Source organism: Reyranella sp. (assembly GCF_965229815.1).
Classification (GTDB): domain Bacteria; phylum Pseudomonadota; class Alphaproteobacteria; order Reyranellales; family Reyranellaceae; genus Reyranella.
Genome location: NZ_CBDDJN010000002.1, coordinates 100,954 through 114,188 on the forward strand (window position 1 = coordinate 100,954; position 13,235 = coordinate 114,188).

General features: G+C 69.8%; 12 protein-coding genes. 3 read left to right on the top strand and 9 right to left on the bottom strand.

The window, feature by feature from the left end:
* Genes ACO073_RS00900 through ACO073_RS00920 form a run of 5 tightly spaced genes read right to left on the bottom strand, consistent with a single transcriptional unit; the run spans nt 1 to nt 4,828 of the window.
* Nucleotides 1-831, bottom strand: coding sequence for an ABC transporter permease (locus ACO073_RS00900; protein WP_421994317.1), 831 nt, complete (start codon nt 829-831; stop codon nt 1-3).
* A complete protein-coding gene (locus tag ACO073_RS00905; RefSeq protein ID WP_421994319.1) occupies nt 828-1,628 on the bottom strand; it encodes an ABC transporter ATP-binding protein in 801 nt (266 codons plus the stop codon). Before ACO073_RS00905 ends, ACO073_RS00900 begins: the two co-directional genes overlap by 4 nt.
* Before the next feature lie 19 nt (nt 1,629-1,647).
* Complete coding sequence (locus tag ACO073_RS00910; RefSeq protein ID WP_421994321.1) at nt 1,648-2,739, bottom strand: ABC transporter substrate-binding protein; 1,092 nt, start codon at nt 2,737-2,739, stop codon at nt 1,648-1,650.
* Nucleotides 2,736-3,941, bottom strand: coding sequence for a CaiB/BaiF CoA transferase family protein (locus ACO073_RS00915; RefSeq protein WP_421994323.1), 1,206 nt, complete (start codon nt 3,939-3,941; stop codon nt 2,736-2,738). Before ACO073_RS00915 ends, ACO073_RS00910 begins: the two co-directional genes overlap by 4 nt.
* Complete coding sequence (locus ACO073_RS00920) at nt 3,938-4,828, bottom strand: SMP-30/gluconolactonase/LRE family protein (RefSeq protein ID WP_421994325.1); 891 nt, start codon at nt 4,826-4,828, stop codon at nt 3,938-3,940. Before ACO073_RS00920 ends, ACO073_RS00915 begins: the two co-directional genes overlap by 4 nt.
* A gap of 88 nt (nt 4,829-4,916) precedes the next feature.
* Here ACO073_RS00920 and ACO073_RS00925 point away from each other — a divergent pair, with 88 nt between their 5' ends.
* Nucleotides 4,917-5,399: a MarR family winged helix-turn-helix transcriptional regulator gene (locus ACO073_RS00925; protein WP_421994327.1), complete on the top strand. Its 483-nt coding sequence runs from the start codon at nt 4,917-4,919 to the stop codon at nt 5,397-5,399.
* A gap of 6 nt (nt 5,400-5,405) precedes the next feature.
* On the opposite strand, the gene ACO073_RS00930 is transcribed toward ACO073_RS00925, so the two are convergent.
* Nucleotides 5,406-6,266, bottom strand: coding sequence for an IclR family transcriptional regulator (locus ACO073_RS00930; RefSeq protein WP_421994329.1), 861 nt, complete (start codon nt 6,264-6,266; stop codon nt 5,406-5,408).
* 142 nt (nt 6,267-6,408) lie between these two features.
* On the opposite strand from ACO073_RS00930, the gene ACO073_RS00935 reads away from it, so the two are divergent.
* Complete coding sequence (locus tag ACO073_RS00935) at nt 6,409-7,383, top strand: Bug family tripartite tricarboxylate transporter substrate binding protein (protein ID WP_421994331.1); 975 nt, start codon at nt 6,409-6,411, stop codon at nt 7,381-7,383.
* A 255-nt stretch (nt 7,384-7,638) separates the two neighbouring features.
* Here the strand turns inward: ACO073_RS00935 and ggt are convergent, their stop codons facing one another.
* Genes ggt through ACO073_RS00950 form a run of 3 tightly spaced genes read right to left on the bottom strand, consistent with a single transcriptional unit; the run spans nt 7,639 to nt 11,603 of the window.
* Nucleotides 7,639-9,324 (bottom strand): gamma-glutamyltransferase, encoded by a 1,686-nt coding sequence (gene ggt / locus ACO073_RS00940; protein WP_421994333.1) that lies wholly within the window; start codon nt 9,322-9,324, stop codon nt 7,639-7,641.
* Between the two features lie 16 nt (nt 9,325-9,340).
* Nucleotides 9,341-10,345 carry an MBL fold metallo-hydrolase gene (locus ACO073_RS00945; protein ID WP_421994335.1) on the bottom strand — a complete coding sequence of 335 codons (1,005 nt, stop codon included), beginning with the start codon at nt 10,343-10,345 and terminating at the stop codon, nt 9,341-9,343.
* Nucleotides 10,346-10,361: 16 nt separating this feature from the next.
* Nucleotides 10,362-11,603 carry a Zn-dependent hydrolase gene (locus ACO073_RS00950; protein WP_421994337.1) on the bottom strand — a complete coding sequence of 414 codons (1,242 nt, stop codon included), beginning with the start codon at nt 11,601-11,603 and terminating at the stop codon, nt 10,362-10,364.
* A 72-nt stretch (nt 11,604-11,675) separates the two neighbouring features.
* On the opposite strand from ACO073_RS00950, the gene ACO073_RS00955 reads away from it, so the two are divergent.
* Nucleotides 11,676-13,232, top strand: coding sequence for a GMC family oxidoreductase (locus ACO073_RS00955; RefSeq protein WP_421994339.1), 1,557 nt, complete (start codon nt 11,676-11,678; stop codon nt 13,230-13,232).
* Nucleotides 13,233-13,235: the final 3 nt, after the last annotated feature.

Sequence of the window (13,235 nt, forward strand, 5' to 3'; positions counted from 1 at the left end):
TCATCCGGGTACGTCGGTGCTGCCGCGGCTCCATTCCAGCAGGCGGCCCTCGATGAGGTCCATCAGCGAGGTGAAGGTCATCACCATCAGCGCCACCAGCAGGATCAACGCCATCACGCCCGCCACGTCGAAGCGGCCGCTGAAGGTCTGGACCAGCAGGCCGAGCCCGCTCTTGGCGGCGATCATCTCGCCGACCACCGCGCCGGCGCTGCAGTAGATCAGGGTCAGCTTCAGGCCGGCGAAGATGCCGGGCAGCGCCCAGGGCAGGCGCACGTCGCGGAACAGGCGGATCTCCGACGAGCCGAACAGGCGCGACATCAGCAGCAGGTCGCGATCGACGTTCTTCAGGCCGCCCAGCGTGCTCAGCAGCATGATGAAGTAGCCCAGCGAGAAGGCGAGCACGACCTTCGAGGCGATGCCGATGCCGAACCACAGGATGAACAGCGGGCCGAGCGCGATGCGCGGCATGCTGTTGAAGGCGGTCAGGAAGGGCGACAGGATCCGGTTCAGCCAGTCATTGCGGTCGAGCACGACCGCCGACGCGACGCCGAACACGACCGACAGGACGAAGGCGATGGCGATCTCGAGCACCGTGGTGGCGAGGTCGGGCAGGATGGCGCCGTCGCGGAACAGGCCCCACAGGGACTCCGCGACGCTGAGCGGCGTCGAGACGAAGGCGGCGTCGGCGAGGCCGACGGCGACGGCGCCCTGCCACAGCGCCAGCACGACGACCAGGAAGGCGAAGCGCGCGGCGTTGATGGCGCCGGTGCGGCCGCCCGCGGTCCGCGCGGCGGCGCCGAGATCGGCTTCCGAGCTGGCGAGATCGGTCATTCGGTGCTCGCTTTCAGGGAGGTCCAGGTCTGGCGGTAGAGATCGTGGTAGCGCGGATCGGCCTGCAGCGCGTCGGCCGAGCGCGGCCGCGGCAGGTCGACCCGGATCTCCTCGACCACGCCGGTCCCCTTCTTCGACATCACGACCACCCGGTCGGCGAGCGTGATCGCCTCGCCGATATCGTGGGTCACGAAGACGACGGTGGCGCCGCTCTGCTCCCACAGGCCGAGAAGCTGGTCGTGCAGGATCAGCTTGGTCTGGGAATCCAGCGCACTGAACGGCTCGTCCATCAGATAGATGTCGCGTCCGACCGCGAAGGCGCGCGCCAGCGAGGTCCGCTGCCGCATGCCCTGCGACAGCTTCGACGGATAGAAGTCGCGGTAGCTCCCCAGCCCGACCTTCTCGACGAAGCTCGCGGCCCGCCGCTCGCGCTCCTCGCGGCCGACGCCCGAGACCTCGAGCCCGTACGACACGTTGCCCAGCACGGTCCGCCACGGCAGCAGCGCGTCGCGGGCCAGCACGTAGGCGATGTCGCGGCGGCCCGCCATCGGCGGCCGGTCCTTGACCGTCACCGTGCCGCCGGCCACCGGCACGAGGCCGGCGATGACATTGAGCAACGTGGTCTTGCCGCAGCCGCTGGCGCCGATCAGGGCGACGAATTCGCCCCGGCGCACCGTGAGGTCGACACCGGTGAGCGCGTTGCGGGCCCGCCCGAAATTGACGGAGAGGCCGCGCACGCTGATGTCGGCAGGGATTTCGCTCTCGGGTGCCGGGTCCCGGGTCGCAGTCAGGGCCATCCGTTCGTGCCTGTTCCGGCTATTTCGGGCAGGTGAAGCTCTCGCGCGCCGTCGCGGCGATCACGTCGGCACGCTTCTTGGGCGCCTGGAGCTGCTTGTGCTCGACCAGCAGCGCCGACCAGGTGTCGATGGTGCGCGCCGTGATGTCGGGACCGAAGGTCGGGATCAGCCGCTTCACCATGTCCTTGTACTGCTCGGGGGTGAGATCGGGCACCTTCACGAACTGCTGCATCAACGACACGACCTGATCGAGGTTGGCCGGATTGCTGTACCAGCAGTACGCCTCCTCCAGCGACTTGGCGAAACGGTCGACGAGTTGCGGCTTGTCCTTGATCGTCGACAGCGACGCCCACCAGCCATTGTAGCCGAGATCGTGGAACACCTTCGGACCCTGGTTGCGGGCGAGGTCGACGACGATGGTCGCCTCGTTCTTCGCTTGCGCCAGCGACGGGAGGGGCTCGACGCTGAGATACGTGTCGACCGTGCCGCGCTGAAGGGCGGGCCGCGCGGTGTTGGGCAGGCCGACGGCGATGAAGGTCGCGTCCGTCGGCTTGAAGCCGGCATCGGTCAGGATGGTCTGCGACATGAAATGAACGGAGACGCCCAGCGCCAGGACGCCCCAGGTCTTGCCCACGAGGTCCTGGATGACCGCCGGATAGCCGTCCTTGAGATGCGGCAGCGGCAGGCCCTTGCGGGCGATCAGGCTGAACGGGACCTTGACCGTCGAGCCGGCCACGCCGCGCACCGGCAAGCCCTTCTCGACGGCCGACAGCAGATTGTCCCAGGAATTGTTGACGAACGTCACGCTGCCGCTGGCAACCGCGGCGGTCATCGCGGGACCCGTCGAGACCGGCACCAGTTCGACCTTGAGCCCGTTCTTCTCGAAGAACTTGCCTTCCTTGGCGACCAGCGCCGGCATCGAGATCAGGGCGCCGGGATAGTAACCGACCGTCGCCTCGAGCGTGTCCTGGGCGCGCGCCGGCGCCCCGGCCGCAGCCATCGACAGAAGTCCCAGGGCCAGCATGCTGGCCGTCATCCGATTGCGCATGTCCTTGCCTCCCTTGATGGCCCGCCGGCACGCCGCCAGCGGGTCGCGTCGTTCTTTCGTCACCAGACCCCGTCCCGTCGCAACGCCTGGCGCTGCTCCGCGTCGTAGCCGAGCTCGGCCAGCACCGAGTCGTTGTCCGCCGCCAGGGCAGGCGCCGACCGGTCGGGTCCGACGCGCTCGCCGTTCAGCTTGAAGCCGGCCGTCGGGTAGGATGCTTCGCGGTCCTGCCCGGGCAGGCCGAGCGAGCGGAACAGCGCGCGCGCCGCGACCTGCGGATCGTCCACCACCTCCGGCACCGAGCGCACCGCACCGACCGGCACGCCGGCCGCGCCCAGCGCCTGCTCCCACTCGAGTGCCGGCCGCTCGGCCAGCCGGGCGGCGATGAGGGCGCGCAGCGCGTCCTGGTTCTGCTTGCGAATCCGCGAATCGGCGAAGCGTGGATCGGCCAGGAACTCGGTCCGGTCAAGCGCGCGGCAGAGCGCGCGGAACTGGTCCTCGGTGTTGGCGACAATGCTGAGCGGCGAGGTGGTGGTCTGGAACAGGCCGGAGGATGCCGATCCGCTGGCCGCTGCGTTGCCGATCGGCTCCGCCTTCAGCCCGCCGTTGACGAAGGCCGAGATGATCGAGCCCATGCCGGCGACCGCGGAGTCGAGCATGCCGACATCGACGCGCTGGGCCTCGCCGGTGCGGTCGCGCTCGCGCAGCGCCGCCAGCACGCCCACCGCCGCCGACATCGCCGTCAGGTAGTCGACCAGCGGCGGTCCGGTGCGGCTCGGCGCCGTCTCGGGCGTACCCGTCACCGACATGATGCCCGAGACGGCCTGGACGATATGGTCGTAGGCCGGCCGCGGCGACATCGGCCCGTCCTGGCCGAAGCCCGAGATCGAGCAGTAGACGATGCGCGGGTTGACCGCCTTGATGTCCTCGAAGCCGACGCCCAGCCGTGCCGCCGTGCCGGGCCGCCAGTTCTCGATCATCACGTCGCAGCGCGCCGCAAGCTCGCGCGCGATCCTGACGCCGCGCGGGTCCTTGAGGTTGAGCGCCACCGACCGCTTGCCGGCGTTGCAGGACAGGAAGGTGGCGCCCATGCCGGCCCCGACCAGCGCCGCGTCGCCGCCCTGGTGGCGCATCCAGTCGCCCTGGACCGGACGCTCGATCTTGATCGTCTCGGCGCCCAGCATCGTGAGGATGAGCGACGCGTAGGGACCGGCGATGACGCTGGCGCATTCGACGACGCGCACGCCAGCAAGCGGAAGGGTCGTCATGTGCCGAACCTCGGCTCGGGCAGGCCGCGGCAGCCGAGCCCGTGGATGGCGAAGACGCGGCCCGCGAGCGGTTGCGCCTTGAGCCTCTCCGCATCGAGGAAGCGGCTGGCCGAGGCTACGTAGAGCACGTCGAGATCCGCGCCGCCGAACCCGCAGATCGTCGGATTGGCGACCGGCAGGCGCACGTGACGCATCAGCTTCCCCTCCGGATCGAACTGCGCGACGGCGCTGCCGCGGAACAGGGCCGCCCAGTAGCAGCCGTCGGAATCGACCGTCGCACCGTCGACCACGCCCTTGATGTGCTCGGTCGAGATGAAGATTTGGCGGTTGGCGATCGCGCCGCTGGCGAGGTCGAATTCGTAGCGCCAGACCGTGCCCGCCATCGTGTCGGCGAGGTACATGGCGCGATCGTCGGGGCTCCACGCGATGCCGTTGCCGACGATCAGCCCGTCCTGCGCCAACACCGGCGCGCGACCCTGCTCCAGGCACCACAGCGCCCCGGTCGCCGACTGGTGATCGGTATTGACCGAAGCGCACCAGAAGCGGCCGGCGCGGTCGCACTTGCCGTCGTTCAGCCGGTTGCCTTCCGGCCGGTCGGCCTCGACGGCCGCCACCAGCGTCGCCCCGGCTTGGTTGGGATCGAGGCGCCAGAAGCCGCCCCGCACGCCGGCCATCAGGCCGCCGCCGGCGTGGCTCACGACCGAGCCGATCGGTCGGCCGCCCAGCGCCGACGAATAGTCGACGGTCCGGATGTCCCCGGTCAGCGGATCGAAATCGTGGACCTTGGCCTTCCAGGCATCGATCCAGCGCAGCCGGCGGTCGCGTGCGTCCCAGTAGAGCGACTCGCCGAGATCGCAGGGCTCGGATGAAACGCAAACGATGTCCAAGCCGCTGCCTCCCCGGCCTTCGTCCAATTAGTTGTGCTCACAACCATATGGCTTGAGCGCTCCGGCCGTCAAGTGATAGGTCTTCGCCATGCAAGAGCCGAAGTCAGCCGCCGACCTGTTGACCTATCGCCTGCTTCGCCTGTCCAATTCGCTCGGCCTCTACAGCAGCCGTCGCTATCGGCGCGATTTCGACGTGACCTTGCCCGAATGGCGCGTGCTGTCGGTCATCGCGGCCCAGGAAACCACGACCGCCCGCGACATCAGCCTGACGCTCGCCACCGACAAGGGATGGGTGAGCTTGTCGGTCGATCGCCTTGTGAGCCGCGGCTTCGTCAAGCGTTCTCCCGACAAGCTCGACCTGCGGCGCAGCCTGCTGACCCTCACCGCGGAGGGCCGGCGCCTGCACGACACGATCATGGCCAACGCGCGCCGGCGACAGAAGCGGCTGCTGGGCGCCCTGGCGCCCGGAACGATCGACCAGTTGATCGCCAGCCTCGAGCGGCTGCAGGCCGAGGCCGACCGCATGCTGGACGAGCTCGACGTCGAGAGCGGCGAGACGCGCTCGAAGTGACCGGGATCAGAGGCTCGTGAAGACGGGCTCGGGCGCGCCCGCGAGGGAGCGGATGGTGGCGGCCAGCGCGCGGATGCGCGGCCCGATCTCGCCCTCGAGCTGGCCGGGCTGCAGCCGGAAGGCGGGGATGCCGCAATTGATGGAAAAGGTCTGGGCGAGGCTGCTCGCCGTGAACAGCGGCGCGGCGACGGCGTGGATCGTTTCCATGTACTCGCCGAAGCAGGTGCAGAAGCCGCGCCCGGCGCATTGCCTCAAGCCGTCGCGATAGAGGTCGCGGTACGCCGCCCAGTGGTCGGGACGCTCGGCCTCGATCCGCTCCTCCAGCAGCGACGCCTCGGCGGGCGGCAGGATGGCCGCCATGGCGCGGCCCATCGCCGTCCGGACGACCGAGATCGGCATGCCGATGTCGGGTACGTGCGGGCCGACGTCACCCGAGCGCGCGGACTCGACATAGATCGCTACGGTGCCATCGAGCAGGCCGATCGATACGGTGCCGCGTACGCTCTCCGCCAGCTCCTGCATCAGCGGACGCGCGAGCTGACGGAAGCGCATGCCGGCCAGCAGCGGATGGACCATGCGCAGGGCCCGCGCGCCGAGCGCGTACTTCGCGAGGTCGCGGTCGTAGCGCAGGTAGCCGAGCTCGGTGAGCGTGTGGGTGAGCCGCGCCACGGTCGGCCGCGGAATGCCGGTCCGCGCCGACAGCTCCATGTTGCCGAGCATCGCCGCGCCGGCATCGAAGGCCTCGAGGATGACCAGGCCCTTGGCCAGCGTGGTGGCGAAGCCGGAATCGCCCGCGCTCTCCGCCAGCACCACCTCCGCAGAGGTCGACGCCAGAGCGGTGGGGTTGCGCTTTACAACGGTGGCCATGGACGAACACCTACACAGTATCTGGATGTCTGTCCAATTTGCGATCGAATATATAGATGGATGTCTAATAGTTGGACACAAACGGAAATAACGTCCAATTATATGGCCAACACAAGCGACATCCTGGTCGGGAGGAAGAACCATGTTCAAGCGTCGCCATCTCATCGCCAGCGCCGCAGGCGCAATGATCCTGCCGTCGGCCGCCGTGCGGGCCCAGGCCTGGCCGAGCCAGCCCGTGAAGCTCGTCGTCCCCTACGGACCGGGCGGCGCCTCCGACGCGCTTGGCCGCGTCGTCGCCGAGAAGATGACAGCCCTGATCGGCCAGCAGGTGATCGTCGAGAACAAGGCCGGCGGCAACACGATCATCGGCATGGACGCCGTCGCGAAGGCCAAGCCCGACGGCTACACGCTGCTGCTGGGCAGCACGACGATGGCGACCAACGTGGCGCTCGGCTTCAAGATGCCGTTCGATCCGCTGAAGGACTTGCAGCCGATCTCGACCGTCGCCGACATCTACGACCTGCTGGCGGTGGGCAAGGAGGTGCCGGTCACGGACTACGCCTCGTTCGCCGCCTGGGTGAACAAGCAGCCGCAGAAAGTGCGCTTCGCCTGCTCGGGCATCGGCAACCAGCCGCACCTGTGGGGTGAGCTGTTCCGCAGCCACAACAAGCTCAACATGGAAGTGGTCGGCTACAAGGGCTCGGCCGATGCGCTGCGCGACGTGCTGGGCGGCCACGTCCCTGTGCTGGTCGACGTCGTGCTGCCGACCGGCAACCTCATCCGCCAGGGCAAGCTCACCGGCATCTGCATCGCCTCGAAGGAGCGCTCGCCGATCTGCCCGTCGGTGCCGACCGTCGTCGAACTCGGCATGCCCGACCTGGTGAGCGCCGCCTTCTACGGCCTCGTCGGTCCCGCCGGCCTGCCGCCCGCCCTCGTCGAGCGTCTGAACGGCCTGTGCGGCGAGATCCTGAAGGACGCCGCCGTGAAGGCGAAGCTCGCCGAGCTCGGCCTCGTCACCACCGGCAGCACGCCGCAGGCCTTCGCCGACAAGATCCGCTTCGAGACCGACCGCTGGAGCAAGGTCGTGAAGGAAAACAACATCAAGATCGAGACCTGAGCGTCTGACCAGCCCGTCGTCCCGACCGCAGCCGAGCGACGCGAGGCGGAGCGGAGGGAGCTTGTCTCAACGAATCGGGCCTTGTCGCTGAAACAAGGTCTCTCCGCTTCGCTCCGGTCGGGACGACGAACACTGTCGGCGCTGGAAGTGCGCCACCCCAAGTGCGGCTCATCGTCTCCGGAGCGCGAGCCTCCAGGCTCGCTCATGATCATGAGCGGACCTGGAGGTCCGCGCTCCGATAGCGCCGCACCCTGACTACCCCGGCAGCACGAAGCGCACGCCGGCGCGGGCCAGGCCGCCTGCCAGGGCGACCGGCGAGCCGTCAGCGCGCCAGCAGGCGGCGCCGGTCATGCCGCCATCGTCGTGGAACTGGATGCCGTTCATGCCGCCCGCCACCGTCGGCATGACCTGCACCTTGTGGCCGAGCCGGCGCAGCCCCTCGCGGACGTCCTCGGGAAAGCCATGCTCGACCTCGAGCATCGGCCCCTCGGTCCAGATGCGCGGCGCCTCGACCGCCTCCTGCAGCGACATGCCGTGGTCGATCAGGTTGACCAGCGCCTGCCAGGCCGAGGGGAAGATCTTGCGCCCGCCCGGCAGGCCGAGCGCGTAGGCGACGCGTCCCTCGCGCAGCGCCATCACCGGCGACATCGAGGTGGTGACGCGCTTGCCCGGCGCGATCGACAGGGCCCGGCCGGGCCGCGGGTCGAAGTTCGACATGTAGTCGTTGGGGACCATGCCGAGGCCCGGCACGACGAAGCGGGCGCCGAACAGGCTGTTGATGGTCTGGGTCGTGGTGACGACGTTGCCCGCGTCATCCGCCGCCGTGAGATGCGTCGTGTCGGCGCCTTCCTTGGCCAGCAGCCCCGGCGTCCAGGCCTGGGCGCGGCCGGGATCGATGGCGGCGCGCCGCTCGTCGGCATACTGGCGCGACACAATGCGCTCGACCGGCACGTCGACGAAATCGGGATCGCCGCTCGCCTGGGCGCGATCGGCGAAGGCGATCTTCAGCACCTCGGCCATCAGGTGGAGCGTCTCGACGGTGCCGAAGCCCATGCCGGCGATGTCGTAGCCTTCCAGGATGTTCAGCATCTGGGTGATGTGGACGCCCGAGGCGGCGGGCGGCGGCGGACCGACGATCTCCCAGCCGCGGTAGCGGCCGCGGATCGGTGCCCGCTCGGCGACGCGATACTCGGTGAGGTCGCGCAGCGACAGGGCCGCGCCCGCCTTTTCCATGCACTCGGCCAGCAGGGCGCCGAGCGGCCCGCCATGGAGAGCACCCTCGCCGTCCCGGGCGATCAGCGTCAGCGCCTCCCCATAGTCGGCCTGGACCAGCCGGGCGCCGGCCTTGATTGGCAGGCCGCCCGGCAGCAGGCGGGCGGCGGCGAGCCTGTCCTTGGCCAAATCGGCGGCGGCGCTGTCGATGCAGTCCGACAGGTAGGGCGTGACGGTGAAGCCGCGCATTGCATGGCGGATCGCCGGCTGCATCACGTCGGCGAGCGACAGGGTGCCGTAGCGGCGCAGCGCGTGGCACCAGGCCAGCAGCGAGCCGGGCGCCGCCACCGCCTTGGGACCGACCTGGTTCTCGCGGCCCTCGACGTCGAACACTTCCGGCGGCGCGCCGGCGACCGGCCGGAACATGTCGGGCGTGCCGGCCAGCGGCACCGCGCTCATGCCGTCGACGATGACGTGGCTGCCGTCGGCGCGGCGGATGTGGCAGGTCGTGCCGCCGATCAGCCCGACCATCATCGGCTCGACCACGGTCAGGGCGAACTGCGCGGCGACGGCCGCGTCCACGGCATTGCCGCCGGCGGCCAGCATCTCCATGCCGGCCGCCGAGCCCAGCGGATGGTTGGTGACCACCATCCCCTTGCTGCCCTGCGCCGGCGTCTTCTGGCACGCGAAAAGGGTGCCGGCGCGGTCGCGCCACATCGACTTGCCCATCGTCTCTCCTTGCGACCTATCTGAAGTGCCAGCGCATGCCCTGCTCGGGCACGATGAACCGTACGCCGAGATCGTTGCCGGCCTCGAGCTCCTTCAGCATCCGCGCCTGCGGCTGCTCGCGGGTCAGCGCATACTTGATGTGGCTCACGATCACCGGCAGCCCCTCCAGCGCCTTGCCGCCGGCCTGCCGGTCGAGCTCGCGCAGCGCGTCGAGCACCCAGCGCGGCGTCAGGTGGCCGAACAGCAGGTTGTCGGGTCGGTCGCTGGTGTAGGAAGACTCGATCACGATCGCCTTCAGGCGCTTCTGCTTCACCCGCTCGGCGACCGCCGTCCAGATGTCGTGCAGGCGCGTCCCCTTCTCGACCGCGTCCGGGCCGGTGTCGCCGAAGCACAGCACCGCGTCGCCGTCGCTCTCGACCAGGAAGGCGGTCGATTCCACGCCGCCGTGGCTCAGCGGAAAGCCCGTCACGGTCATGGCGGTGTCGCCCACCGGCACGGCCTCGCCGGGCTTCAGCTCGGCGATCGTGTACTTCTTGAGCTGCGGCGCCTTCCCGCGATCGGTGAAGTTGGGCCAGGCCCGCCAGTTGAAGTAGGTCTCGACCAGGTCGGCGCCGACCGAGGGCAGGACGTAGATCGGCTTCCTGCCGTCGTCGGGCGAGGCGATCACCAGGCCCGCGACATGGTCGAGATGGGCATGGCTGATCAGATAGCCCTTGATGCGGTCGGTGAGGACGTAGCCGACGCGGCTCAACGGGGAATCGGCCGGCACGGCGATGCCGTCGAGCGACCCCTTGGCCTCGGCAACGCGCAGGCCGTTCACCAGCGTGCCGGCCTCGCAGGCGACGGCGCGGCTGTCGCCGTGCGGATGGATCATCCAGGCGCTGAGATTGCCGTCCTCGATGCCGCCCAGCGCCCCCAGCGCCACGATATCGAAGCCGTCGCCGGCCGCCGCCGGCGACGCGGCGGCGGGCAGGATCGCCGCGAGCGCGAGCGCCGCGATCGTCAGTCTCTGCGATGCCATGGCGGCCTCCTGCACGTCAGCGGTTGGCCCGGGCGACCGCCGCGTTCAGCAGCAGGTTGGCGCCCGGCACCGAGCGGCTGAGCTCGATCTTCTCGTTCACATTGTGGCTGATGCCCTCGAAGCAGGGCGTGAAGATCATCGCCGTCGGCGCCACGGTGGCGACGGCGTAGGCGTCGTGGCCGGCCTGGCTGCGCATCTCGCGATAGGGCAGGCCGAGCTCGCGCGCCGTGTTCCTCAGCAGCTCGATGCAGTCCGGCGCGAACAGCTCGGTACCCCAGCTCCAGCCCTCCGACACCTCGATGTCGACATTGGCCCTGGCGGCGGAGTCGGCGATCGCCGCATCGATCTCCCGCCGCATCGCCGCGAAGCGCGCCGCGTCGAGGTGGCGGAAGTCGAGGGTCAGCTTGACCTGCTCCGCGTAGGTGCCCGCCAGGTTGGGAAAGCTCTCGATGCGCGTCGTCGTGGTCCGGCCCTCGTCGGCGGCATAGGCCAGCCCGATATCGTTCACCGCCGCGATGACGTAGCCCGCACCGACCAGCGCGTTGCGCCGCATCGCCATCGGCGTGCCGCCGGCATGGCCGGTGTCGCCGCTGATGGTGAGGCGCAGCGCCTGGGTCTTGTAGCCGCCGACCACGATGCCGACGTCGCAGCCCTCGCGGTCCAGGACCGGCGCCTGCTCGATGTGCAGCTCGAGGTAGGAATCGAAGGGCCGGTCGCCGAGCGGCACCGGACCGGCATAGCCGATCGCGTCCAGCGCCTCGGCGACGGTGACGCCGTCGTCGTCGCGGGTCGCCAACACGTCCTTTTCGGCGAGCACCTTCGCGAAGGCCATCGAGCCCATCATCGGCGGGTTGAAGCGCGCGCCTTCCTCGTTGGTCCAGCAGATCACCTCGATGCCGCGCTTGGTCTGCAGCCCGCGGTCGTTCAGCGTGCGCACGATCTCGAGGCCGCACAGCACGCCCAGGATGCCGTCGTAGCGACCGCCGCAGATCTGGGTGTCGAGATGGCTGCCGATCGCGACCGGCGGCAAAGACGGATCGGTGCCGGGCCGCCGGGCGAAGATGTTGCCCAGCCGGTCGATCTCGACCGTGCAGCCGGCCTCCCTGGCCCATTCGACGAAGAGGTCGCGCATCTGCCGGTCCTCGCCCGACAGCGCCAGGCGGCGCAGCCCGACGTCGCGGAAGCGGCCGATCTCGGCCGAGCGTTCGAGCGTCTCCCACAGCCGATCGGCGTCGATCTCCAGCACGTTTGCGACCACGTCGGAACTCCCTGCCTGCCGCATTCCCTCGCGGTGATGGCATTCTATCAGGAAGCATGCCAGTGACATGACATGGACGACGACTACGACTACATCATCATCGGCGGCGGCTCGGCCGGCGCCGTGCTGGCGGCGCGGCTGAGCGAGGACCCGGCGATCCGCGTGCTGCTGCTGGAAGCCGGGCTCGACTTCCGCACCGCCGAGACGCCCGAGCACATCCGCATTCCCAACCCGCTGCGCGCGATCGGCGACGACAATTACCGCTGGCCGAACCTGCTGGCGCGGCGGACCGAGCGGCAGGAACCCAAGCTCCTGTGGCGCGGCCGGGCGATCGGCGGCAGCTCGACCATCAACGGGCAGATCGCGATCCGCGGCGTCCCCGACGACTTCGCGGACTGGGTCGACCAGGGCGCCGAGGGCTGGGGCTGGGACGCCGTGCTGCCCTATTTCCGCAAGCTGGAGACCGACGTCGACTTCGGCGACCGCCCCTATCACGGCGACAGCGGACCGATCCCGGTCTACCGCGCGCCGGTCGAGCAGTGGGGCTTCGTCGACCGCGCGCTGAAGGACGCGGCGCTGGCGCTGGGCTACGGCTGGTGCGACGACCACAACGCCCCCGAGGGCGGCGGCGTCTCGCCCTATGCCATCAACAGCCGCGGCGGGCGGCGCGTCTCGACCAACGACGGCTATCTCGAGCCGGCGCGCGGCCGCGCCAACCTCACGATCCGCGGCCAGGCGCTGGTCGACACGCTGCAGTTCGAGGGCAACCGGCCGCACGTCTCGGGCGTGCGCGTCCGCCTGGGCGGTGGCGAGGTCCGCACCGTGCGGGCTCGCCGCGAGGTCATCCTGTCGGCCGGCGCCATCCATTCGCCCGCCGTCCTGCAGCGCTCCGGCATCGGCCCGCGCGACCTGCTGACGCGGCTCGGCATCGCCGTCGTGGCCGACCGGCCGGTCGGCGCGCACCTGCTCGATCATCCGATCCTCAGCCTGCTGCTCGACCTCCGGCCCGAGGCGCGGGTGAGCACGCTGATGCACCGTCACACCAACTGCTGCCTGCGCTACACGTCCGGGCTGGCCGGCGCCGGCGTCAACGACATGATCATGATCGCCGGCAACCTGCGGCCGGCCGAGGATGGCGGCACGGCGCGGGCCCGCCTCGCCGTCTCCGTCTTCCAGGCCTTCAGCGAAGGGTCGGTCCGCATCACGACCCGCGACCCCGCCATCGACCCGCAGGTCGACGAGCGCATGCTGTCGGACGACAGCGACCTGGTGCGCATGCGGGACGGTGTCCGCCGCCTGCGCGACATCGCCCGCCACGCCGCGATGACCGGCATCGCCACCCGCATCACCTACGGCGCCAGCGACCGGTCGATCGAGGAGCCGCTGGAGGGCGCTGCGCTCGACGACTGGATGTTCGACGAGTGCTACGACGCCCAGCATGCCAGCGGCACCTGCCGCATGGGCCGTGCGGACGACCCTCATTCGGTGGTCGATCCCGAGTGCCGGGTCATCGGCTGCACCGGCCTGCGCGTCATCGACGCTTCGACCATGCCCACGGTCGTTCGCGCCAACACGCATCTGACCACGGTGATGATGGCCGAGCGCATGGCTGACGTGCTCCGGCGATAGGGT

What these genes read in the sequence shown, in the direction of transcription:
- ACO073_RS00900 (WP_421994317.1), bottom strand. Translation starts at nt 831, where the DNA reads ATGACCGATCTCGCCAGCTCGGAAGCCGATCTCGGCGCCGCCGCGCGG.
- ACO073_RS00905 (WP_421994319.1), bottom strand. Translation starts at nt 1,628, where the DNA reads ATGGCCCTGACTGCGACCCGGGACCCGGCACCCGAGAGCGAAATCCCT.
- ACO073_RS00915 (WP_421994323.1), bottom strand. Translation starts at nt 3,941, where the DNA reads ATGACGACCCTTCCGCTTGCTGGCGTGCGCGTCGTCGAATGCGCCAGC.
- ACO073_RS00925 (WP_421994327.1), top strand. Translation starts at nt 4,917, where the DNA reads ATGCAAGAGCCGAAGTCAGCCGCCGACCTGTTGACCTATCGCCTGCTT.
- ACO073_RS00930 (WP_421994329.1), bottom strand. Translation starts at nt 6,266, where the DNA reads ATGGCCACCGTTGTAAAGCGCAACCCCACCGCTCTGGCGTCGACCTCT.
- ACO073_RS00935 (WP_421994331.1), top strand. Translation starts at nt 6,409, where the DNA reads ATGTTCAAGCGTCGCCATCTCATCGCCAGCGCCGCAGGCGCAATGATC.
- ggt (WP_421994333.1), bottom strand. Translation starts at nt 9,324, where the DNA reads ATGGGCAAGTCGATGTGGCGCGACCGCGCCGGCACCCTTTTCGCGTGC.
- ACO073_RS00945 (WP_421994335.1), bottom strand. Translation starts at nt 10,345, where the DNA reads ATGGCATCGCAGAGACTGACGATCGCGGCGCTCGCGCTCGCGGCGATC.
- ACO073_RS00955 (WP_421994339.1), top strand. Translation starts at nt 11,676, where the DNA reads ATGGACGACGACTACGACTACATCATCATCGGCGGCGGCTCGGCCGGC.